This is a genomic window from Paraburkholderia translucens, assembly GCF_020881035.1.
Classification (GTDB): Bacteria; Pseudomonadota; Gammaproteobacteria; order Burkholderiales; family Burkholderiaceae; genus Paraburkholderia; species Paraburkholderia translucens.
On record NZ_JAJITC010000014.1, the window covers coordinates 74,623 to 97,489 of the forward strand.

Genomic DNA, 22,867 nt, shown 5'->3' on the forward strand with positions numbered 1-22,867 from the left:
GACCCGCCTCAAACTCGCCGCGCCAGATGACGGATTGCGCCTAGCTGCGCGAGCCGCGGCCCGGCGAGCCGATAGCCCTTGCGTTGATACAGCCGCGCCGCCGGATTGTCGACGAACACGCGCAACTGCAACTCGCGCAGCCCGCGCTCGCGCGCCCATTGATGCGAGATGTCGAGCAGAAATGTACCCGCGCCGAGCCGCCGATACCCTTCGGCAATCTGCACGTCGCGGATATGCAGCGAATCGCCCTCCTCGGTGATACGCAGCACACCCATCGGCACGCCGTCCACTTCGAGAATGAAATTCTCCGATTCGTGCCAACTGCCGAGAAACAGATCACTGCGCCAGACCAGATGATGCCGCCGATAGTAGCCGCCCATGTTGTTGCGCGTCAGCGCCTCGGCAAACTCGAAATCGTCCATGCTAGCCGTACGCAAATGGAACGGCGACGGAGCTTCGGTGGGATCGAACATGGCGGGACCGCTAGAATGAGTCGGATCAACGGTAAAACAGGCCGGGCACGCTGGCAATGGCTGTTTGTCCCGAGCCTTCCGGGTCCCGGCCGGGATGGGCAGGGGAAACAAAAAAGCCCACTTCGTACGAAGTGGGCTTTCTCAAATCTGGCGGAGCGGACGGGGCTCGAACCCGCGACCCCCGGCGTGACAGGCCGGTATTCTAACCAACTGAACTACCGCTCCAGATTTTATATCGCAAGCTAGGAGCTATGCTCGCAGCCTGATGCACCGTTCCAACTTCCAACCGAACGACGCCGATATTCTGGCGTCCCCTAGGGGATTCGAACCCCTGTACTCACCGTGAAAGGGTGATGTCCTAGGCCTCTAGACGAAGGGGACAACGTACTGCTTACATCTTTAATGAAAAAGCCCGTTCAGTTTTGTGTGAACGGGCTTTGTCTGGCGGAGTGGACGGGACTCGAACCCGCGACCCCCGGCGTGACAGGCCGGTATTCTAACCGACTGAACTACCACTCCAGTCTTTACACCCTGCTTGCGAGCGTCGGTTAAGTCTCTGCAAGCTGCGCTGCTCTATTACTCCTCGAATACTAAAGCGACGCTGATGTTTGGCGTCCCCTAGGGGATTCGAACCCCTGTACTCACCGTGAAAGGGTGATGTCCTAGGCCTCTAGACGAAGGGGACAAAATCTTTTCAGATCCGTCTCAATTCGCTATTAACTTTTTCAACTCACGCTAACTTTTCAGTTAAATCGCCAAGTCGTTTCAGTCAATTGCGAAGACCGCTATTTTAACTACATTTCAGCGATTTGGGAAGTCTTTTTTTCTACAACTCACAGACTTCTTAACCACTTTAACTTCTCTACTCTGTTGGTGGAGGTAAGCGGGATCGAACCGCTGACCTCTTGCATGCCATGCAAGCGCTCTCCCAGCTGAGCTATACCCCCCGTGCACATCAGAGAAACGAGATTCTAGAGGGCGATCTGCGCTTTGTAAATACCCTTTGAGCAATTACATGCGAATTTTTTCGGACGACATGAGAATCCTCTCACGCGCGCCCCGACTGATCAGCCAAGCGCTTTTTCGATACGGCTAACGACGACGTCGCGACCGAACAGCATCAGCACGCTATCGATCGACGGCGTATGCGTCGTGCCCGCCACCAGCAGACGCACCGGCATCGCGAGTTGCGGCATCTTCAGCTTGTGCGCGCCGAGCGTCGCTTTCAGCGCCACGGCGATCGCTTCCTTGGTCCACTCCACCGTCTTCAACGCCGCGGCCAGATCGGCGAGTGCAGGACGAACCGCATCGGTCACGTGCTGTGCGAGCGACTCGGCATCGGGGGCCGGCGTGCGATAGAACATCGCGCCGTTCTGCGCGATCTCCTTCACCGTCGACGCACGATCCTTCATCAGACCCACTACGCCGACCAGATCCGGACCCGCCGCGAGCGTGGCTTCGTCGATGCCAAGCTCCGCGAAGAACGGCTTCGCCAGTTCGGCGAGGCGCGCATTGTCAGCTTCCTTGATGTAGTGCGCGTTGAGCCAGTTCAGCTTGTCGTGGTCGTACTGCGCCGGGGACTTGCCGAGATGCTCGAGATCGAACCACTCGATGAACTGCTCGCGCGTGAAAATCTCCGCGTCGCCATGTGACCAGCCGAGCCGCGCCAGATAGTTGACGACCGCCTCGGGCAGATAACCCGCATCGCGATACCCCATCACGCTCATCGCGCCGTGGCGCTTGCTCATCTTCTCGCCCTGCTCGTTCAGCACGGTCGGCAAGTGTGCATACACCGGCGGCTCGCCGCCGAGCGCGCGGAGAATGTTGATCTGGCGCGGCGTATTGTTCACGTGGTCATCGCCACGGATCACATGGGTGATGCGCATATCGAGATCGTCGACGACGACGCAGAAGTTATACGTCGGCGTGCCGTCCGGTCGCGCGATGACGAGGTCGTCGAGCTCTTCGTTCGAGATCTCGATGCGGCCTTTCACCGCGTCGTCCCACGCGACCACACCGGTCAATGGGTTGCGAAACCGCAGCACCGGCTGCACACCCGCGGGCGGCTGCGGCAGCACCTTGCCTGGCTCTGGTCGCCACGTGCCGTCGTAGCGCGGCTTTTCGCCCGCTTCACGCTGACGCTCGCGCAGCGCGTCGAGTTCCTCGGTCGACATGTAGCACGGGTAGACGAGCCCCGCTTCCTGCATCTGCTTCAGCACTTCACGGTAACGATCCATGCGCTGCATCTGGTAGAACGGACCTTCGTCGTAATCGAGGCCGAGCCACGCCATGCCTTCGAGAATCGCGTCGACGGATTCGGTCGTGGAGCGCTCGAGGTCAGTGTCTTCGACTCGCAGCACGAAGGTCCCTTTCATCTTGCGCGCGAATGCCCACGGATACAGCGCGGAGCGGATGTTGCCCAAATGGATAAAGCCGGTGGGACTCGGTGCGAAACGGGTGCGAACGGAGGTGGTCATTAGCGGTTACTCGAAAAACGGGCGCCGGCGCTCAGGCGGACATGACTGCGAAGCGCGGCAGCGAAACGTGACCGTGCTGCGCTCGACGTTGCGCACGGCCACGAAAGAAATAGATGCAAGGGTCGAATTATACCGTTCGCAACCGGTTGCCGCCCCCGCCCGAATGGCCTGAGGCGCTTGGGCGAACGGTGTCCGGCCGATTGCGCACGCGCCTTTGCTCCGCGCGCTCATTCCAATTTGAAAAAAACGCGCCAATTCCGAATGCTTCCTCTGCAACGTTTCATTACAGCGGACAGCGCGAGCTGATCGTTTGCTTTAAGATGTGCGCGCGCTGCAATGGAGGCCGGTCCGCACATCAATCCGGTACGGAGTGGTCCCCTCCTCCCGGCGCGCGGAATCGCCGCCGGCGATCCGCCTGGCCTGACCTCAGCCTGATCACGGGACGCGCGACGCCGCCTGCGTCGCCCGAACCGTTGCTGGAGAATCCGTTGAAATCCTCATCCCCCCGTTTGAGCCGCCGCAACTTTTCGCTGGCAGCCGCATCCGCGGTGCTTGCCGCCTGCACCACGACCGGCGGCAAACTCAATGGCGATCCGATCACCGCGACACCCATTGTTCCCCCGCCGCCGGAAAAAGCGCAACAGAAGCCGGTGCGCGTCGCGCTCGCACTCGGCGGTGGCGCCGCGCGCGGATTCGCGCACATCGGCGTCATCAAGGCGCTCGAGGCACGCAACATCCAGGTCGATCTGATCGCCGGCACGAGCGCCGGCTCGGTGGTCGGCGCGCTGTACGCATCGGGCATGAACGGCTTCGCGCTGAACAAGCTCGCGTTGTCGATGGACGAAGCGTCGATCAGCGACTGGGCGATGCCGTTTCGCACGCGCGGCTTCCTGCAAGGCGTCGCGCTGCAGAACTACCTGAACACGACCCTGAACAACCGTCCGATCGAGAAGATGGCGAGGCCGCTCGGCGTGGTTGCGACCGATCTGCAAACCGGCCAGCCGATCCTGTTCCAGCGCGGCAACACCGGCATAGCGGTGCGCGCCTCATGCAGCGTGCCGTCGATTTTCGAACCGGTGAAGATCGGCGGTCACGAGTATGTGGATGGCGGCCTCGTGAGCCCGGTGCCCGCATCTTTCGCGCGCAAGATGGGCGCGGATTTCGTGATCGCGGTCGATATCTCGCAGCGAGCGGAAACCGGCGTGACGGCAAGCTCGTTCGATGTGCTGATGCAGACTTTCACGATCATGGGCCAAACGATCAAGGCCTACGAACTCGACAAGTATGCCGACGTGGTGATCCGGCCGAATCTCGCCGCAATGAGCGGCAGCGACTTCACCCAGCGCAATGCGGCGATCCTCGCCGGCGAGGAGGCGGTCGCGAAGATCATGCCGGAACTGCAGCGCAAGCTCGCCGCGCGGCGGATGGGCGCCTGAAAGCGGTCCGGGCGCCGCGCTGTTACAGCGCGCCACCATCGCAATAATGCGCGCCTCAAACGCAAAAAGCCTGCTTCGAGCGAAGCAGGCTTTTTTATCGCCAGTTCAGCGCGGAATCAGTTGTTCCCGCCGATCGTCGCGGTCACGCGCTTGCGCAAATCGTCGGCCTGATACGAAGTCTCGATCCGGCGCGCGCCTGTGAAGCGCTTTTCCCAGTAGCCGTCATCCATGTCGTCGACGCGGATCGTGCTGCCGGTCGACGGCGAGTGCACGAATTTGTTGTCGCCGATATAGATGCCAACGTGCGAAAACGTACGGCGCATCGTATTGAAGAACACCAGATCGCCCGGCTTCAGGTCGCTCACGCGTACCTTCTCGCCCATGCGGCTCATTTCCTCGGCACGACGCGGCAGCGCGAGGCCGAGCGTGTCCTGGAACACGTAGCGCACGAAACCACTGCAATCGAGCCCCGAATCCGGCGTATTGCCGCCCCAGCGGTAGCGCACGCCGATCATGTTCAGCGCGCCGACCACCACGTCGCCCGCCTTGCCGGCCATGCCCGAAAGGAACGATTTGGCGCCGCCGCTATTGCTGTCGGCAGCGCGGGGTTGCGGAGTGAGGAGGGAAAGAGGATCCGAGCCGTTGGAGGCCGGATACGAGGCATTCTGATTAATACTGCCTGCTTCCTCGGCGAAGGCGCCGGAAGCTGCTGCCATCAAGACGCCAATGAACATCCCGGCGACGACGCGCGTGCAAGCCTGGGTGAAGTTTCCTTGCTGCATTGGTCGATAGTTTTTGCTAAGAAATCAGGGGTCTACGAAAAAAGTTTGATCGATACTAGCCAGTAAGTATTTGCGTGTCAAAAGGAATAGGAAAATTCAATCGACTTACGCACCCAATTGGGGAACAGGTGAAAAATCAACGATCAAGCGCGGCTTTCAGTAGCTTTCGCGTGTAAGGATGCGACGGTGCCGCAAAAATCTTCTCAACTTCGCCGGTCTCGATGATCGATCCGTTTTGCATCACCACCACGCGGTGCGCCATCGCCCCGATCACCTCGAGATCGTGGCTGATGAACACGAAACCGAGGTTGTATTTGTGCTGCAGGCCGGTGAGCAGTTTGAGCACCTGCTGCTGGATCGAGACATCGAGCGCGCTGGTCGGTTCGTCGAGGATCAGTACGCGCGGCTCCAGTACCAGCGCGCGCGCGATCGCGATGCGCTGGCGCTGGCCGCCCGAAAATTCATGCGGATAGCGATACAGGGCCGTCCGGTCGATGCCGACTTCGCGCAGCACCGCCACCACCTTGTCGCGCCGCGCCTGCGGCGTCATTTGCGGCCGGTGCAGCGCGAGCCCCTCGCCGACGATTCGCTCGATCGTCTGCCGCGGCGAAAGCGAACTAAAAGGATCCTGAAAGACGACCTGCATGTTCGAGCGTAACGCCGTTTTTTCGGCGCCGCGATAGCTCGCGAGCGGCCTGCCCTGAAACTCGATCTGACCCTGCGCGGTGCGCTGCAGACCGAGCAGCGCCATCGCAAGCGTCGACTTGCCCGAGCCTGATTCGCCGACGATCCCGAGCGTCTCGCCCTGGCGAACCGACACGTTCGCCGCGTCGACCGCGCGAAACCGGCCCGAACCGAACCAGCCACGTAGCCCGGGTAGCTTCGTTTTGAAGTCGACCGACACGCCGCGCGCTTCGAGCAGCACCGGCGAGATCGGCAGCACCGGTGCGACCTCGCGCTGCGGCCGGCTCGCGAGCAGCCGCTGGGTATACGGATGGCGCGGCGCCTCGAACACCTGCTCGACCGCGCCGGTTTCGACCAGCACGCCCCGCTCCATCACCGCGACGCGCTGGGCGAAGTGACGCACGAGGTTCAGGTCGTGCGTGATCAGCAGCACCGCCATGCCGCGCTTCTGCGCTTCGTCGCGCTGCAATTCCAGCAGCAGCTCGACGATCTGCGCGCGGATCGTCACGTCGAGCGCGGTGGTCGGCTCATCGGCTAGCAACAGGCGCGGCCGGCAGGCGAGCGCCATCGCGATCATCGCGCGCTGCCGCTGTCCGCCCGAGAGCTGATGCGGGTAACTGTTCACGCGCTTCTCCGGCTCGTTGATGCCGGTGCGCGCGAGCAGCGCGACCGCGCGCTTCGCTGCCTCGGTCGCGCTCACGCCATCGTGCACGACGATCGTCTCCGCAATCTGGTCGCCAATGGTGTACAGCGGATTGAGCGCGGTCATCGGCTCCTGGAAGATCATCGCGATGTCCGAGCCACGCAGGCCGCGCATCGCGCGCTCGCTCTTCGCGAGCAGGTCCTCACCATCGAAGCGGATCGCGCCGCTCACCTGTGCGTCGGAGAGCAGGCGCAGCACCGACAGCGCGGTCACGCTTTTGCCCGAGCCCGACTCACCGACGAGCGCGACGCGCTCGCCGCGCGCGATCGCGAGCGTGACGTCGTCGACGGCCACCGTGTCGCCGAACGCGACGCGCAGATGGTCGAGTTCGAGCAGCGGCGTATCCCTCGATTGCGGATCGATGTGCGGCAGCGCGCTCATTGACCACCTCCGGCGTGTATCGCATCGGAGATACGCGTGTCGAGCGCGTTGCGCAGCGCGTCACCCATGAAGGTCAATAGCAGCAGCATGGCCACCAGCACGCCGAAGGTCGACACCGAGATCCACCACGCATCGAGATTCGCCTTGCCCTGTGCCAGCAGTTCGCCGAGGCTCGGGGTCGGCGGCGGCACGCCGAGCCCGAGGAAATCGAGACTCGTCAGCGCGAGAATCGCGCTGCTCATGCTGAACGGCAGGAACGTGATGACCGGCGTCAGACTGTTCGGCAACACGTGACGCCAGATGATCTGCCCATGCGACAGGCCCATCGCGCGCGCGGCGCGCACGTAATCCTGCTGGCGATTGCGCAGGAACTCCGCGCGCACGTAATCCGACAGCCCGATCCAGTTGAACAGCGACAGCAGCACGATCAGCAGCGCGAAGCTGCGCTCGAAGATCGACGAAAAGATGATCAGCAGATAGAGCTGCGGCATCGCGTTCCAGATCTCGATCAGACGCTGCCCGACGATATCGGTTCGTCCTCCGAAGTACCCTTGCACCGCCCCTGCGGCAATGCCGACTATCGTGCTGATCACGGTCAGCACGAGGCCGAACGCGACCGACACCCCAAAACCGTACAGCAGACGCGCGAACAGATCGCGGCCGCGGTCGTCGGTGCCGAGCCAGTTTTCGCGCGACGGCGGTGCCGGATTGGGCGCTTTCGAGAAGTAATTGAGCGTGTCGTAGTAGTAATGATTCGGCGGATAGAGCGCGAAGTTACCCGGTGCATCGAAGCGATGGCGGATATACGGATCGAGATAATCGGTCGGCGTGGGGAAGTCGCCGCCGAAGGTGGTCTCGGCGTAGGTCTTGACCAGCGGGAAATACAGATGACCGTCGTAGCGCACGACAACCGGCTTGTCGTTCGACCACAGCGGCCCCACGAGGCTCGCCGCGAACGCGACGACGAAAATGACGAGGCTCCAGTAGCCCAGACGCTGCTGGCGAAAACGCTGCCACACGCGGCGCGCCGGCGACGGCGAGATCAGGGCGCGAGCAGGTTCGGCGCGCGCCGCCGCATCGGCGGAAAGATGGGCTCGATTCATCAGCGCTCCAGTTGTTCGAATTGGATGCGGGGATCGACCCATACGTAGCAAAGGTCGGAAATCAGCCGCGTGACGAGGCCGATCAGCGTAAACAGATACAGCGTGCCGAGCACGACCGGATAGTCGCGCCGCATCACCGATTCATACGAGAGCAACCCGAGCCCGTCGAGCGAAAACAGCGTTTCGATCAGCAGACTGCCGGTGAAAAACGCGCCGATGAACGCGCCGGGGAAATTGACGATCAACGGCAAGAGCGCATTGCGAAACACGTGCTTCCACAGCACGCGCCTCTCGGACAGCCCTTTGGCGCGCGCGGTCAGCACGTATTGCTTGCGGATTTCGTCGAGGAACGCATTTTTCGTCAGCATCGTGACGACCGCGAAGCTGCCCACCACCGACGCCGTGATCGGCAACGTGATGTGCCACAGATAGTCGAGGATCTTGCCGACGAGGCTCAGTTGGTCCCAGTTGTCGGAGGTGAGGTTGCGCAGCGGAAAGAGCTGCAGGAACGAGCCGCCGCCGAACAGCACCAGCAGCAGCACGCCGAGCACGAAGCCCGGAATCGCGTAGCCGACCAGTACGACGAGGCTCGTCGCGAGATCGAAGCGCGAGCCGTTGCGCACCGCCTTCGCGATGCCGAGCGGCACCGATATCAGGTAGGTCAGAAAGAACGTCCACAGGCCGATGCTGATCGACACCGGCAGCTTCGAGACGATCAACGACCAAACGCTCTGATGACGGAAATAGCTCTGGCCGAGATCGAAGGTCGCGAAGCGCTTGAGCATCAGCACGTAGCGCTCGAGCGGCGGCTTGTCGAAGCCGTACAGCTGCTTCAGTTGCGCCACCTGTTGCGCGTCGACGCCGCTATGCGGGCGCAGCCCGAACGGCGAGGCGCCCTCCGCGCCCTTGCGCAGTTCGTGCGTCATCTGCTCGACAGGGCCGCCCGGCACGAACTGGATCACGACGAAGGTCAGCGTCAGCACGCCGAGCAGCGTCGGGATCATCAGCAGCAGGCGTTTGAGGATGTAGCTCCACATAGGCGGTGTTCCGGTGCGACGGCGTTGTTCGGGGCGATCGGTCCGCGGATCAGTCGGCGATGTCCGAGTGCGCACGCGCCTGCGGATCCTCGTACCACCACATCGTCGTGATCCAGCCTTCCGCGCCATAGTACAGCGGTAAAGTCTTCGGCCACGCGAGCCCGCGCCTGAACGCGACGCGATGCGTGCCGCTGTACCAGTGCGGCACCACATAGTAGCCATGCATCAGCAGACGGTCGAGCGCGTGTGCGGCGTCGGTCAGCTGCTCGCGCGTTTGCGCATGGACCAGCGCGTCGAGCACCGCGTCGACGGCGGGCGACTTCAGGCCGATCGCGTTGTCCGAGCCGGGCGTATCGGCGGACTTGCTGCCGAAGCGGGTGATCTGCTCGGCGCCGGGCACCTGCACGTCGGGCATGCGAATCGTCGTCACGTCGAAGTCGAATGCATCGAGCCGCTTCTGATAGACGGCGAAGTCGGTGGTGCGGAAGTTGACGGTAATGCCGAGCTTCTGCAGATTGCGCGTGAAGGTCGCGATGATCGGCTCCATCGACGAGGCCGAACCCGAGTCGTCGAGTATCTCGAACTGGAACGGCTCGCCCTTCGCGTTGCGCAGCGCGCCGTCGCGGTAGGTCCAGCCGGCTTGCTGCAAAAGATCGCGCGCCTGCAGCAGGTTCGCGCGCAGCGAGCCGGGCGGATCGGTATCGGGCTGCTTCGGCATCGGCCCGAATACCGCCGGGTCGAGCTGGGCGCGAAACGGCTCGAGCAGCGCGAGCTCGCCTGGCGAAGGCAAGCCCTTCGCCTGCCATTCGGTGTTGGCGAAAAAGCTGTCGATGCGCGTGTACTGGCTGAAAAACAGCTGGCGGTTCAGCCATTGAAAGTCGAGCGCGAGATCGAGCGCCTTGCGCACACGCACGTCCTGAAACAGCGGCCGGCGCGTGTTGAGGAAAAAGCCCTGCATGCCGGTGCCGTTGTGCTGCACGAACTCGCGCTTGATCAACTCGCCGCTGTCGAACTTCTTGCCGACGTCGCGCCGCACCCAGTTGCGCGCGATGTATTCGACGAGCGCATCGTACTCGCCGGCCTTGAATGCTTCGAGCCGCGCGGTGCTATCGGCATACAGCTTGTAGACGATGCGATCGAAGTTGTTCATGCCGGCGCGCACTGGCAGATCGGCGCCCCAGTAGTGCGGATCGCGTTTAAACGTGATCGTGCGGCCGTTGTCGAAGCTATCGATCAGGTACGGCCCGCTGCCGATCGGCTTTTCGAACGCGATTTGATCGAACGGAATGCGGCTGCCGTCGGGCTTCATCCCCCACTTGCGCGAGAACACCGGCATGCTGCCCGCGAGCAGCGGCAACTCGCGATTGCGCTCGCGAAACTCGAAGCGCACCGTGGCCGGATCGACGACGACCGCGCGCTTGATCTCACCGAAAATCGACGCGTATTGCGGCGCGGCTTGCGGGCTCTTCAGCGTGTCGAGCGAGAACTTGACGTCGTCGGCGGTGACCGGGTCGCCGTTCGAAAAACGTGCACGCGGGTTGATATGGAACGTAACCGACAGGCCGTCGGGCGCGACGACGATGTCGTCGGCAAGCAGTCCGTAGGCCGACGCAACCTCGTCGCTGCTGCCGATCGTCAGGCTCTCGAACATCAGCTCGAGGCCGGGCGCGGTATTGCCGCGCAGCGTGAACGGATTGAACTTGTCGAAACTCGTGAGGCGGCTCGGATTCGCGAGCACGAGCGTGCCGCCTTTCGGCGCATCGGGATTGACGTAATCGAAGTGCTTGAAGCCGGCCGGATATTTCGGCTCGCCGTACTGGGCGATCGCATGCGCGGCGTGCGCCTGCGGCGCGACGAGCAGACTCGCGCATAGCAGCGCGGCGGCGAACGCGGCGCGCAAGGGTCCATGAATCACGCTGTGTCGAAGCGCATGAGGCGTTTGAACCCGTCGCGAGCCAGTTGTCATGGAGTCTTGCTGGAAAGTGGGCAGTGGCGATGTGGGGGATTCTACCCAATTACCTTGCTCGATCCGGCGGCTGACTGCGACCAAATGCCCGACGGACCTGGGTGCCCGCACAAAAAAAACCGCCCTCGAGGGGCGGTTTGGTGCCTGCTTGTGGCAGATCGGCGCGCTTCAGGGCCGACTCAGTGCCAGCCACGATGCTCGTCGTGGTGACCGCGCCCATAGCCGTGGCCCGGCGGATGGTGGCGATACCAGTCGTCACGCTCCCAGTAGCGACGGCCGTCCCAGTAACGATCGCCATGCCAGCCGATCACGATTTGCGGGCCGCCGTAGTACACGGGTGCCGGCTGATAGACGACGGGCGGCGGCGGAGGCGGCGGCGGTGCGTAGACCGGAGCCGGTGCGACATAGACCGGCGCGGGAATGCCGATATTGACCCCGACGTTGAGCCCGGCAGCCATTGCGGCACCCGATGCGGCTAACGTCAACACCCCGAGCATAAGCGGAACAGGACGAGCGGACTTCATTGATCACCTTTGGAGGAACACGTTTTGTTGGCGGAAATATAACGCAAGGCAGCAAGCCTCGTATTTCAACTTTGTAATAACTGCTGCTGAAAATCGCCCTGCGGCGCAGGCGTAACGCGCGGTTACATCCGCCTGACGGCGGGGATAAAAATGCCGCGTGCGGGCCGAGGAACATTCCCCAAACGATTCCCGCAAACGAACATTTTCCATGTTCGAAAGAACATTTTCATTCGATGCCAAGATGACATGTCATCCGATCACATAATCTGAATCGGCCGAATCCCAGCAATTTATCCCGAAAAATCAAGGAATGAATCGCCATCAACTATGGTTTCCCCGGATATCGAGGCGCCTCTCGGGTGGTAGGATGACTGGCAGTGAAAACCAATAAATGTTCGAATTCGCGCATGCCCGGCCGTTACCTCGAAAGCAACGGCTCGATGCGCCACGGAGACTGATCTTGAAAACCATCAAGGGAATGCGCTGGTGGATCATCGCCCTCGTTTGCGCGGGGACGATCGTCAACTATCTGTCGCGCAACGCGCTCGGCGTGATGGCGCCCGAACTGATGAAGCTGCTTCACATGAGCACGCAGCAGTATTCGTACGTGGTCGGCGCGTTTCAGGTCGGCTATACGGTGATGCAACCCGTCTGCGGTCTGATCATCGACCTGATCGGCCTGCGTCTCGGCTTCGCCCTGTTTGCATGCCTGTGGTCGCTCGTGGGCGTGTTCCACGGTTTCGCGGGCAACTGGTTTTCGCTCGCGGCGCTGCGCGGCTTCATGGGTCTGTCCGAAGCGGTGGCGATTCCGGCCGGCATGAAGGTCGTCGCCGAATGGTTTCCCGATCGCGAAAAGTCCGTCGCGGTCGGCTACTTCAATGCGGGCACCTCGCTCGGCTCGCTGCTTGCGCCGCCGCTCGTCGTGTTCCTTTCCCTGCGCTACGGCTGGCAAAGCGCGTTCGCGGTCACCGGCGCGCTCGGTTTCGTGTGGGCCGCCGCGTGGTTCGCGCTGTACCGCTCGCCCGCCGAGCACAAGCGCGTGAGCGATGCCGAGCGCACCGCGATCGTCGAAGGCCAGGCACCGCCCGCCGCGCGGCGCGCGAGCGTGCGTGAAGTGCTGCGCACGCGCCGCTTCTGGGCGATCGCGCAAGCGCGCTTTTTCGCGGAGCCCGCATGGCAAACGTTCAGCTTCTGGATTCCGCTCTATCTCGCCACCCAGCGTCATATGGATCTGAAGCAGATCGCCATGTTCGCGTGGCTGCCGTTTCTCGCCGCGGACCTCGGCGGCCTGTTCGGCGGCTATCTGTCGCCGTTCCTGATGAAGCATTTTCGCGTGCCGCTGATCTGGTCGCGCATCTCGGGCGTCGTGCTCGGTGCGCTGATGATGCTCGGCCCGGCGTCGATCGGTCTCGTCGCATCGCCCTATCAAGCCATTGCCCTCTTCTGTGTCGGCGGCTTCGCGCACCAGATGATCTCAGCGCTCGTCAACACGCTCGCGGCCGACGTCTTCGATCCGGGCGAAGTCGGCACCGTCGCCGGCTTCGCGGGGATGGCCGCGTGGATCGGCGGCCTCGGCTTCTCGCTGATGGTGGGCGCGCTCGCCGATTCGATCGGCTACACGCCGCTGTTCGGCGCACTCGGCGCATTCGACATCATCGGCGCGACGCTGCTGATCGTCCTGATGCGTGGTGTGCCGCGCCACGGCCGCGCGCGCCGCGTCGACCTCGGTGTGAAAACCGCTGCGTGACCTCCCTCGAAGACTCATCATGCGCTCATTGATCAATCTCAAGCATCCGCCGCGCTTCGCGCTCGCCCCCAACGCGGGCAACCCGGTCGTGCTGACCGCACAGCCGGATTGCCGCATTGAACTGTTCGTGCTCGCCGAAGACATCATCCGCGTGCTCGTGTTGCCGCACTGCGAGATCCGCGGCCCGCGCACGTGGGCGATCGCGCCCGGCGCGGACGACGTGCCGCTCGAAGGCCGCGAGCGCCGCGACCTGAGCGGCTTCACGCTGCCGCCGTTCACGGTGAAAGAAGCAGCCGGTCAGGTCGTGATCGAAACGGCGCGCGTGCGGGTGAGCATCGCGCTCGAAGGAGGCGCATGCGCATGGGACATCCTGCACGAAGGCGCCTGGCAGCGCGTGATGAGCGACCGCAAAACCCAGGCGTATAACTTCGGCTGGTGGGACTCGCGCGTGTATCACTACGTGGAGCGGCGCCGCGACGAAATGTACGTGGGCCTCGGCGAACGTGCCGGCTCCCTCGATCGCGCGCAACAGAGCTACGAGATGCGCAACATCGACGCAATGGGCTACAGCGCGCGCACCACGGACCCGCTGTACAAGCACATCCCGTTCTACGTGACGTGGCAGCCGCAAACGTCGACGGGCTTCGGCCTCTTCTACGACACGCTGGCCGATTGCCGCTTCGACATGGGCCGTGAGCTGGACAACTATCACGGCCACTACCGGCACTTCATCGCCGAGCATGGCGATCTCGACTACTACTTCATCGCGTCGCCCGGCTCGCCGCTCGACGCGGTGCGCCGCTTCACGTGGCTCACCGGGCGTCCCGCATGGATGCCTAAGTGGGGCCTCGGCTACTCGGGCTCGACGATGAGCTACACCGACGCGCCGGATGCACAGCAGCGGATGGGCGAATTCATCGAACGCTGCCGCGAGCACGACGTGCTGTGCGATTCGTTCCATCTGTCGTCCGGCTATACGTCGATCGGTCCGAAGCGCTACGTGTTCAACTGGAATCACGAGAAGTTTCCGGACATCGACGGCTTCGTGCAAAGCTATCTCGATCACGGCGTGCGTCTGTGCGCGAACATCAAGCCGTGTCTGCTGCAGGACCACCCAGCGTTCAACGAAGTCGCCAAGGCCGGCCTGCTGATCGAAGCGCCCGATGGCGACCCCGCATGGGTACAGTTCTGGGACGAAGTCGGCGCGTATCTCGACTTCACGAATCCCGCCACGATCGACTGGTGGAAATCGCGCGTGAAGGACGCCCTGCTCAAGTACGGCATCGCGGCCACGTGGAACGACAATAACGAGTTCGAGATCTGGTCGCCGCAGGCGATCGCGCACGGCTTCGGCAAGCCTTATCCGGCGCATGAGGCGAAGGTACTGCAGACGCAGCTGATGATGCGCGCGTCGCACGACGCGCAGCGCGAGCATGCACCCCACAAACGCCCGTTCCTCGTGTCACGCTCGGGCGGCGTCGGCATGCATCGTTACGTACAGACGTGGTCTGGCGATAACTACACGTCGTGGGAAACGCTGCGCTTCAACCTCAAGATGGGGCTCGGGCTCGCCATGTCGGGCGTGTCGAATAGCGGCCATGACATCGGCGGCTTCGCGGGTCCGGCGCCTGAGCCGGAGCTGTTCGCGCGCTGGGTCGCGTTTGGCATCTTCCTGCCGCGCTTTTCGATTCACTCGTGGAACGACGACGGCACTGTCAACGAGCCGTGGATGCACCCTGAAGTCACGCGGCACGTCGCCGACCTGATCAAGCTGCGTTATCGCCTGATCCCCTACCTGTACAAACTGCTGTGGCAATCGCATAGCGCGTACGAGCCGGTATTGCGGCCGCTGTTCGCGGAGTTTCCGCACGATCCGCGCTGCCTCGTCGATGGTGACGACATGATGCTCGGCTCGTCGATGCTGGTCGCGCCGGTGGTCGTTCCAGGCCAGAGCACGCGCGACGTCTATCTGCCGGCCGGTTCGTGCTGGGTGTCGTACTGGAGCGGCGAAGCGTTCGACGGCGGCCAGACCGTCACGCTGCCCGCACCGTTCGAGCGGCCGGTATTTCTCTTGCGCGAAGGCAGCGTGATTCCGCTGAACGTCGCCGAGCAGCACTTCGGCCGTCGCGCCGACGAGCGTGCGTTTCTCGCGGTGCCCCATGCCGGCGCGGGTATCGCGCAAGGCGGCTCGATCGAGGACGACGGCGAGACCGAAGCCTGGCGACACGGCGCGCAAGGCCGCTGGAACGTCGCGCTGACAAGCGACGAGACCACGTTGCGCGTGACGCTCGAGCGTCCGCAATGGATGCCCCACGCGCAGCCTCAAGTGCGTCTGTTCGTGCCGATACACGAAACGCGCGCGATCGTTTGCACGAACGGCACGCTCGTAGCCGACCACAACGCGGACGGCTGGCGCTGCCTGACGATTGCGCTGCCGCACTGAAACATAAAAGCACTGACTTTCGTTACCAGGTACTGAACTACAAACCGCACCGGCCGGGGATCCGGCCGTGCACATAGTCTGGAGACGTCCCAATGAAAACCACCCAGCGCGCGCGCACCCGCGTGTTCGCCCTCTGCTGCCTGCCGTTTGCGGGCGCTGCCTTATCGACCGGCGCGTCGGCGCAAAGCAGCGTCACGCTGTACGGCGTCGTCGACAACGCGTTCGCCTATGTCAGCAACCAGAAAGGACATTCGAACTTCTACATGAGCCAGGGCAACCTGCAGGCAAGCAAGTTCGGCTTGCTCGGCGCGGAAGATCTCGGCGGTGGCACGAAGGCGATCTTCCGGCTGGAGAGCGGCTTCAATTCGCTGACCGGCGCGCAAAGCACCGCGGGCTATCTGTTCAACCGCCAGGCCTATGTCGGCCTCGCGAACGCTCGCTACGGCACCGTCACGCTTGGCCGCCAGTACACGCCCTACTTCAACATGGTCGGCGCACTCGGGCCAACCGGCGTGCTGACCGGGGCAACCGGCGCGCACCCGGGTGATCTCGACGCACTCGACACGACGCTGCGCTTCAATAATTCGGTGACCTACCTATCGCCGACGATCGCTGGCCTGCAGGCCAGCGCGCAGTACGGTCTCGGCGGCGTGCCCGGCAGCATCGCGAACGGCAGCCTGTTCAGCGCGGCGTTGCGTTACGACTACCAGCCGGTGTCGCTCGCGGCGGGCTACGTGAAGCTGAAGGACATCGCGACGAGCGCGGCGCTCGGCAGCTTCGCGATCAACTCGCCGGTCAACAACGGCTACGCAAGCGCGCGCAGCGCGCAGCTGTTCGCGGCGGCGGGCCGCTATACGTGGCACGACCTGATGGTGGGCCTCAACTACTCGAACGTGCAATACATACCGGGCCACGGGTCGCTGTTCTTCGACAAGGCCGTGTTCAACACGTACGGCGCGATTGCGACGTACCGGATCACGCCGAGCGTGACCTTCGGCGGCGGTTACAGCTTCACGCAGGCAAGCCGGGCGAACGGCATCACCGATCCCGCGCGCTATCACCAGATCTCGCTCGAACAGACCTACAACCTCTCGACGCGCACCACGCTGTACGCGCTCGAAGCCTATCAGCACGCAAGCGGCAAGTCGCTGATCGCGTCGGGCACCGGCGTGACCATCGCCGACGCGGTCGCGGTGGTCGGCGACTCGCAGAACACGACGCCGTCGTCGGGGCCGTCGCAGTTCGTTGGCATGGTGGGGCTGCGGCACGCGTTCTAGGCGGCGAGCCAACGAAACAGAAATGGAGAGGAGTATCCCGCGAAAAAACAAAAACCCCGCAAAGCCTGGACTTTGCGGGGTTTCGCCGCCATTGCTGGCGGAGACGGAGGGATTCGAACCCTCGATCCAGGTTTTGGCCCAGATGCTCCCTTAGCAGGGGAGTGCCTTCGACCTCTCGGCCACGTCTCCCAAACTTTCTGCCGCACAGGGAGTCAGTGCGACGAAGCCAAGATAATAGCGGGCCGAGCCGCGTAGGTCAATGTCTGAGGAACATATTTTGTGCCAGCGTGGGGCATCGCGACGCAATTCGTTCACGCAACCGCCACAAAACAAACGGGGCGCTCTCGAGCGCCCCGTTTTTCCCGCCATTTACGCCTGATCGAGTTCGAAGGCCTTGTGCAGCGCGCGCACCGCGAGCTCCATGTACTTTTCGTCGATCAACACCGAAATCTTGATTTCGGAGGTCGAGATCATCTGGATGTTGATGCCCTCTTCCGACAGCGTGCGGAACATCTTGCTGGCGATGCCGACATGCGAGCGCATGCCCACGCCGACCACCGACACCTTCGACACCTTCGGGTCGCCCAGCACCTGCTCGGCCTGCACGTGCGCCTTCACGGTGCCGGTGAGGATCTCCATGGCGCGCGCGTAGTCGCCGCGGCCGACCGTGAACGTGAACGCCGTCTTGCCCTCGACGCTCTGGTTCTGAATGATCATGTCGACGTCGATATTCGCGTCCGCCACCGGGCCGAGAATCTGGTACGCGATGCCCGGCTTGTCGGGCACTCCCATCACGGCGATACGAGCTTCGTCGCGCTGGAACGCGATGCCCGAGATGACTGCTTTTTCCATGGTCTCGTCTTCTTCAAAAGTAATCAGGGTGCCCGACTTCATTTCTTCGTCGAGCGGCATCAGCGGATCGGTCAGGCTCGACAGCACGCGCGTCTTCACCTGATATTTGCCGGCGAATTCCACCGAGCGGATCTGCAGCACCTTCGAACCCAGGCTGGCCATTTCCAGCATTTCTTCGAACGTCACGCGATCGAGCCGGCGCGCTTCTTCAACGACGCGCGGGTCTGTCGTGTACACACCGTCGACATCGGTGTAAATCAGGCACTCGTCGGCCTTCAGCGCGGCCGCAACTGCGACCGCCGACGTGTCCGAACCGCCGCGGCCCAGCGTGGTGATGTTGCCGTCCGGGTCGATACCCTGAAAGCCGGTGATCACGACCACCTTGCCGGCCGCGAGGTCACGCGTGACGCGCTCGCCGTCGATGTCGCTGATGCGCGCTTTCGTGAATGCGCTATCCGTTTTGACCGGCACCTGCCAGCCTGCGTAGCTGACCGCGTCGACGCCGGCTTCCTGCAGCGCGATCGCGAGCAGACCCGAGCTGACCTGCTCGCCGGTGGCGGCGATCATGTCGAGTTCACGCGGGCTCGGTTGAGTCGTGATTTCTTTCGCGAGGCCGAGCAGGCGATTGGTTTCGCCGGACATTGCCGAGGGCACGACGACCATCTGGTGGCCAGCCTTGTGCCATTTCGCGACGCGCCTGGCGACGTTCTTGATGCGCTCGACCGAGCCCATCGAGGTGCCGCCGTATTTATGTACGATGAGTGCCATTGTCGTTCTGAACTGGAAGAGAAACCGCGCTGGCGCGCTGGAGACGACCGCACAGAAGCACAGGGGCGCAACGTCTCGTGAACGGCGGCAAAGTGTGTGGCGGCGTAAATGCAGCACGCGTGCAGCACGCGCGGATTTGCCCGGGATGAGATCGCAAATGACTGATCGGAATGGAACGGCGACGACGGATCACGCTCGCCAGCCGACACTGACAACCGACAGCGACAAAAGCGACGGCGAAATCGGATCGGGCAAACAAGCTAAATTACCCGATTGGGCTCGAAAAGACAAGACGCAACGGGCGTCCAAATGCTCCAAATCGGACCCGCAATCGCCTGTTTTATCGTTGATTTACGTCCAATTTCGCAATTTCGACTTTTGCGCGTAACGGCTTCGCGGCTATCCGCCCCGCCCGTCAGGCAATCAACAGATCCTCGCGCCAGGCGATTTTCACGCGCGCTTCGCCGTGATGGGATGCGTTGCGCGCAGCCGCGTGATTCACACCGATCAGCGGCACGAACAGCAGTTCGTCGCCGATATAAAGCAGCGGCACGTCGCGCTTCCACGCGGGAATGCCGCGCTCCTGAAACAGGTTCTTCAGCGTGCGGCTCGGCGCGTTCGACGTGCCGATGCGCATGCGTTCGCCGCCGCGGCGCGCTCGCGCGTTCAGCGATGCGCGTTGCAGAACGCTGACGGCAATGGTGTCGGACGCTTCGTCGCGCGATGCTTCGCGCGCTTCGTGTGATGCCTCGCCAACGTGGAACGCAGCGGTTGCGTCCACCATCGTGAACACAAACGTGCCGCGCCACTGCGGCAAGTGCCAGACCTCCTGCCCCTGCCATACGAGTTTGCTGATCTCGCGCTCGACCAGCGCGGTTTCGTCGGCGGGCTCGCTGCTCTCGCCTGCTTCCCAGTAGACAAGGCCGCGATAGCTGCGCAACGCATGCCCCGCATGATCGATGCGCAAACGATGCCCGTCCTGTCCGGCGCCGACTTCGCGCAACTGCCGAAGCGCATCCGCGACACGCGCGCTCGATGCCGCGACGAAGCCAAGCGTGCGCATCCAGTAGCGCAGCAGATTCAACGCGCGATCGTCATCGAGTGCGAGCAGCGCATCGTGCGCGAGCGCGCGTCCTTCGTCGCGCGACGCGCTCTCCATGTCGGCGCGCGCGAGCGTATCGAGCAGGCGCTGTGCCGATGCCGCATGCGCGGCCGTGCGCGCGAGCGCATCGCGAAAACCGGGGAAATGCACCGCGAGCGCCGGCATCACTTGATGACGCAATGCATTTCGCGCGTAGCGCGTATCCGCGTTCGATTCGTCGTCGATCCAGCGCAGCTTGCGCGCGCTGGCATAGTGTTCGAGTTGCGCGCGCAGCAGATGCAGCAGCGGCCGCACGCGTGCCGCGCGAGCGCCCGCGCGCAGCGAATCAGGCGCCATCGCCGCGAGACCCGCGAGCCCCGCGCCGCGCAGCAGTTGCAGCAGCACGGTCTCGGCCTGGTCGTCCGCATGCTGCGCGAGCCATAGCGTATGGATACCATGCGTTTCACACATCGCGTCGAGCGCGCGATAACGCACGTCGCGCGCCGCGGCTTCGATGCTCACGCCTGGCGCGCGCGATACGTCGACACGTCGCGCGTCGAATTCGACGCCACGCTCGCGCGCGAATGCCTCGCAATGCGCGAGCCATGAATCGGCATGCGGGCTCAGACCGTGATGCACATGCAGGGCGATACAGCGCGACGCACCCGCGACGCGCGCCGCCGCATCGAGCAGGACGCTCGAATCGACGCCACCGCTGAACGCGATGGCGATGCGGACGTCCGGATCAAGCCCGGACAACGCCGCGCCGAGCGCCTCGATCACGGGGCGCTCGGCGGATGGGTTGGCGGTAGCGGTCACGTCGTTAGCGCGGGACGCGCTGGTGGACCAAAGAGACAGGCCAACGCGCGCGGGCTTATGCGCCCGGGGTCGTTTCCTTGAATTTGCCGTACGCCATCAGCCGTTCGAAACGGCGTTCGCGCAGGTCGTTGGTGCTCATGCCCTGGAACTGGCGCAGCGAATCGGCGAGCGCGCGGCGCAGCATCGCGGCCATGCCCTTCGGATCACGATGGGCGCCGCCGAGCGGCTCGTTGACGATCTTGTCGATCAGACCAAGCGCCTTCAGACGATGCGCGGTCAGGCCGAGCGCTTCCGCCGCTTCGGGGGCCTTCGCGGCGCTCTTCCATAGGATCGACGCGCAGCCTTCCGGCGAGATCACCGAGTAGGTCGAGAACTGCAGCATCAGCACGCTATCGCCGACCGCGATCGCGAGCGCACCGCCCGAGCCGCCCTCGCCGATGATCGTCGCGATCAGCGGCGTCTTCAGTTCGGCCATCACGTACAGATTGCGGCCGATCGCTTCGGACTGGCCGCGCTCTTCCGCGCCGATGCCCGGGTAGGCACCCGGCGTATCGATGAACGTGAAAATCGGCAGGCCGAATTTCTCGGCGAGGCGCATCAGACGCTCGGCCTTGCGATAGCCTTCCGGACGCGGCATGCCGAAGTTGCGCAGTGCGCGCTCCTTGGTATCGCGGCCCTTCTGATGGCCAATCACCATGCACGCCTGACCGTTGAATCGCGCGAGACCGCCGACGATCGACAGATCGTCCGCAAAGTTGCGGTCGCCATGCAACTCATGGAAGTCGGTGAACAGCTCGTTCACGTAGTCGAACGTGTACGGACGCTGCGGATGACGGGCGATTTGCGAAACCTGCCACGGCGTGAGGTTCGCGTACAGATCTTTGGTGAGCTGCTGGCTCTTTTTGGACAGCCGCTCGATCTCTTCCGAAATATCGACGGCCGAATCGTCTTGCACGAAGCGCAATTCTTCGATCTTTGCTTCGAGTTCCGCGATCGGCTGTTCGAAATCCAGAAAGGTGGTCTTCATTGGTTGTAATCCTTGGACTTACCGGGCAGCGCGTATTCTAACCGCGTCCGCCGATGTCAAAGCCATTTCTCAACTATCGACATCATATACGCGATAGTCCTTGAAACGGCCTCGTTTCCTGTTCTTCTTCAGTAGTCGACCGGCAACGGATCGAGACTACGCCACATATACCAGGTCGCGACAGTACGCCACGGCTCCCAGTTGGCGGCAACCTCACGCGCTTCGCTGCGCGTGACCGGTTCGCCGCTGAAATAATTGACGCTGATCGCGCGGATCAGGCCGAGGTCGTCGAGCGGCAGCACATCGGGACGCGACAGGTTGAAGATCAGGAACATCTCCGCAGTCCAGCGGCCGATGCCGCGAATCTGCGTGAGTTCGGCGATCACCGCCTCATCGTCCATTGACGTCCATTTGCCGACGTGCAACGCACCCGACACGAAATGCTGCGCGAGATCGAGCACGTATTCGGCCTTGCGCTTGGACAAACCACACGCGGTCAGCTTCTCGAGGCCGAGCTTGATGAACTGCTGTGGCACGAGCTTCGGACACGCGGTCTCGACCCTCCCCCACACGGCCTGCGCGGCCGCGACCGAAATCTGCTGGCCGACAACCGAGCGCGCGAGCGTGACGAACGGATCGCCACGGCTCAACAGATGCACGGGGCCGAACTTCGGAATCAGCTTCTTCAGAATACGATCGCGCTTGACCAGATCCGCACATGCCTTATCCCAATACGCGGGACGCGTGACCTCGGGCGCAAGACCGCCGATCTGCACCGGCACCGCGACTTCGTTCGCGAGCGATGCGACACCGGCCGCCTCGCCGCTCGCGCTCGCCGTACTCGCCGAAGCGGCCGACACGCGCGTCTTGCGCACAACTTCGCCCGCATTGGTGTCGCGCGCGAGTTCCTGTACTTCGCCGGCGAGCTCAGCCGCGAGTTTGGCCGGCAATGCGCCATTGCCCTTGGCACGCGACGCCGTTTTCGCGCGCTTCGCAGCCGGCGCATGCGCAGCTTCAGTGAGCGCGTCACCCCCGCCATTTAGCGAGCGTTTGGTCGCGCTCTTCTTCGCCGCGGCCGAGTCGGCTTTCGTCACCGCCCCGCCCGCCTTCGACGATGCCTTCTCTATCGCGCCGCCGCTCGCGCGAGTCGACGCGCGCGCCGCCTTAGCCGCGCCAGCCGACGCTGCGGCTGCCGCACTGGTTTGAGACGCCGCGCGTTTAGCCGGCGTCTTCGTGGCCGTTGCCATCCTGCCTCCTGCCTGGCGAGTCGATCAGAGGGAAGTACGA

The 22,867-nt window shown here is 63.3% G+C and carries 16 protein-coding genes and 6 tRNA genes; 4 read left to right on the forward strand and 18 right to left on the reverse strand.

All coding sequences use genetic code 11. The annotated features are described in order from the left end of the window. Nucleotides 1-8 precede the first annotated feature (8 nt). The 7 genes from LJ655_RS23110 to gltX form a co-directional block, all read right to left on the reverse strand. Nucleotides 9-473 carry a GNAT family N-acetyltransferase gene (locus tag LJ655_RS23110; RefSeq protein WP_230563539.1) on the reverse strand — a complete coding sequence of 155 codons (465 nt, stop codon included), beginning with the start codon at nucleotides 471-473 and terminating at the stop codon, nucleotides 9-11. Between the two features lie 148 nt (nucleotides 474-621). Beyond that, nucleotides 622-698 (reverse strand) — tRNA-Asp (locus LJ655_RS23115). Nucleotides 699-778: 80 nt separating this feature from the next. Next, nucleotides 779-854: transfer RNA gene (locus LJ655_RS23120), tRNA-Glu, on the reverse strand. A 61-nt stretch (nucleotides 855-915) separates the two neighbouring features. After that, nucleotides 916-992 (reverse strand) — tRNA-Asp (locus LJ655_RS23125). A gap of 90 nt (nucleotides 993-1,082) precedes the next feature. Further along, nucleotides 1,083-1,158, reverse strand: a tRNA-Glu gene (locus LJ655_RS23130). A gap of 186 nt (nucleotides 1,159-1,344) precedes the next feature. Continuing rightward, nucleotides 1,345-1,420, reverse strand: a tRNA-Ala gene (locus LJ655_RS23135). Nucleotides 1,421-1,540: 120 nt separating this feature from the next. Then, nucleotides 1,541-2,950 carry a glutamate--tRNA ligase gene (gltX, locus tag LJ655_RS23140; RefSeq protein WP_230563540.1) on the reverse strand — a complete coding sequence of 470 codons (1,410 nt, stop codon included), beginning with the start codon at nucleotides 2,948-2,950 and terminating at the stop codon, nucleotides 1,541-1,543. A gap of 488 nt (nucleotides 2,951-3,438) precedes the next feature. On the opposite strand from gltX, the gene LJ655_RS23145 reads away from it, so the two are divergent. Further along, nucleotides 3,439-4,386: a patatin-like phospholipase family protein gene (locus LJ655_RS23145; protein WP_230563541.1), complete on the forward strand. Its 948-nt coding sequence runs from the start codon at nucleotides 3,439-3,441 to the stop codon at nucleotides 4,384-4,386. Between the two features lie 116 nt (nucleotides 4,387-4,502). Here LJ655_RS23145 and LJ655_RS23150 read toward each other — a convergent pair whose 3' ends face one another. From LJ655_RS23150 to LJ655_RS23175, 6 genes are all read right to left on the reverse strand, one after another. Beyond that, nucleotides 4,503-5,168, reverse strand: coding sequence for a C40 family peptidase (locus LJ655_RS23150; RefSeq protein WP_230563542.1), 666 nt, complete (start codon nucleotides 5,166-5,168; stop codon nucleotides 4,503-4,505). 136 nt (nucleotides 5,169-5,304) lie between these two features. Further along, nucleotides 5,305-6,936 (reverse strand): ABC transporter ATP-binding protein, encoded by a 1,632-nt coding sequence (locus LJ655_RS23155; protein WP_230563543.1) that lies wholly within the window; start codon nucleotides 6,934-6,936, stop codon nucleotides 5,305-5,307. Next, nucleotides 6,933-8,039, reverse strand: a complete 1,107-nt coding sequence (locus LJ655_RS23160) for an ABC transporter permease (protein ID WP_230563544.1) — start codon at nucleotides 8,037-8,039, stop codon at nucleotides 6,933-6,935. Before LJ655_RS23160 ends, LJ655_RS23155 begins: the two co-directional genes overlap by 4 nt. Then, a complete protein-coding gene (locus tag LJ655_RS23165; protein WP_230563545.1) occupies nucleotides 8,039-9,076 on the reverse strand; it encodes a microcin C ABC transporter permease YejB in 1,038 nt (345 codons plus the stop codon). The genes LJ655_RS23160 and LJ655_RS23165 overlap by 1 nt, the downstream gene beginning before the upstream one ends. A 49-nt stretch (nucleotides 9,077-9,125) precedes the next feature. Next, on the reverse strand, nucleotides 9,126-11,042 hold the full coding sequence (locus tag LJ655_RS23170) for an extracellular solute-binding protein (RefSeq protein ID WP_230563546.1): 1,917 nt from the start codon (nucleotides 11,040-11,042) through the stop codon (nucleotides 9,126-9,128). A gap of 179 nt (nucleotides 11,043-11,221) precedes the next feature. After that, nucleotides 11,222-11,566: a hypothetical protein gene (locus tag LJ655_RS23175; RefSeq protein WP_230563547.1), complete on the reverse strand. Its 345-nt coding sequence runs from the start codon at nucleotides 11,564-11,566 to the stop codon at nucleotides 11,222-11,224. A gap of 460 nt (nucleotides 11,567-12,026) precedes the next feature. Between LJ655_RS23175 and LJ655_RS23180 the strand changes: the two genes are divergently transcribed. The 3 genes from LJ655_RS23180 to LJ655_RS23190 all read left to right on the forward strand — a co-directional run bounded on the left by LJ655_RS23180 (nucleotide 12,027) and on the right by LJ655_RS23190 (nucleotide 17,033). Next, nucleotides 12,027-13,313 (forward strand): MFS transporter, encoded by a 1,287-nt coding sequence (locus LJ655_RS23180; protein WP_230563548.1) that lies wholly within the window; start codon nucleotides 12,027-12,029, stop codon nucleotides 13,311-13,313. Between the two features lie 19 nt (nucleotides 13,314-13,332). After that, nucleotides 13,333-15,756 carry a glycoside hydrolase family 31 protein gene (locus LJ655_RS23185; protein WP_230563549.1) on the forward strand — a complete coding sequence of 808 codons (2,424 nt, stop codon included), beginning with the start codon at nucleotides 13,333-13,335 and terminating at the stop codon, nucleotides 15,754-15,756. A 92-nt stretch (nucleotides 15,757-15,848) separates the two neighbouring features. Continuing rightward, nucleotides 15,849-17,033: a porin gene (locus LJ655_RS23190; RefSeq protein ID WP_230563550.1), complete on the forward strand. Its 1,185-nt coding sequence runs from the start codon at nucleotides 15,849-15,851 to the stop codon at nucleotides 17,031-17,033. A gap of 95 nt (nucleotides 17,034-17,128) precedes the next feature. Here LJ655_RS23190 and LJ655_RS23195 read toward each other — a convergent pair. The 5 genes from LJ655_RS23195 to LJ655_RS23215 form a co-directional block, all read right to left on the reverse strand. Continuing rightward, a tRNA-Ser gene (locus tag LJ655_RS23195) sits at nucleotides 17,129-17,222 on the reverse strand. A 180-nt stretch (nucleotides 17,223-17,402) separates the two neighbouring features. Further along, nucleotides 17,403-18,653, reverse strand: a complete 1,251-nt coding sequence (locus LJ655_RS23200) for an aspartate kinase (protein ID WP_230563551.1) — start codon at nucleotides 18,651-18,653, stop codon at nucleotides 17,403-17,405. 415 nt (nucleotides 18,654-19,068) lie between these two features. Further along, nucleotides 19,069-20,553 carry a tRNA lysidine(34) synthetase TilS gene (gene tilS, locus LJ655_RS23205; protein WP_230563552.1) on the reverse strand — a complete coding sequence of 495 codons (1,485 nt, stop codon included), beginning with the start codon at nucleotides 20,551-20,553 and terminating at the stop codon, nucleotides 19,069-19,071. A 55-nt stretch (nucleotides 20,554-20,608) separates the two neighbouring features. Beyond that, complete coding sequence (locus tag LJ655_RS23210) at nucleotides 20,609-21,580, reverse strand: acetyl-CoA carboxylase carboxyltransferase subunit alpha (RefSeq protein ID WP_230563553.1); 972 nt, start codon at nucleotides 21,578-21,580, stop codon at nucleotides 20,609-20,611. 128 nt (nucleotides 21,581-21,708) lie between these two features. Then, entirely contained in the window at nucleotides 21,709-22,827 is a 1,119-nt protein-coding gene (locus tag LJ655_RS23215; RefSeq protein ID WP_230563554.1) for a DNA-3-methyladenine glycosylase family protein, read from the reverse strand. Nucleotides 22,828-22,867 lie beyond the last annotated feature (40 nt).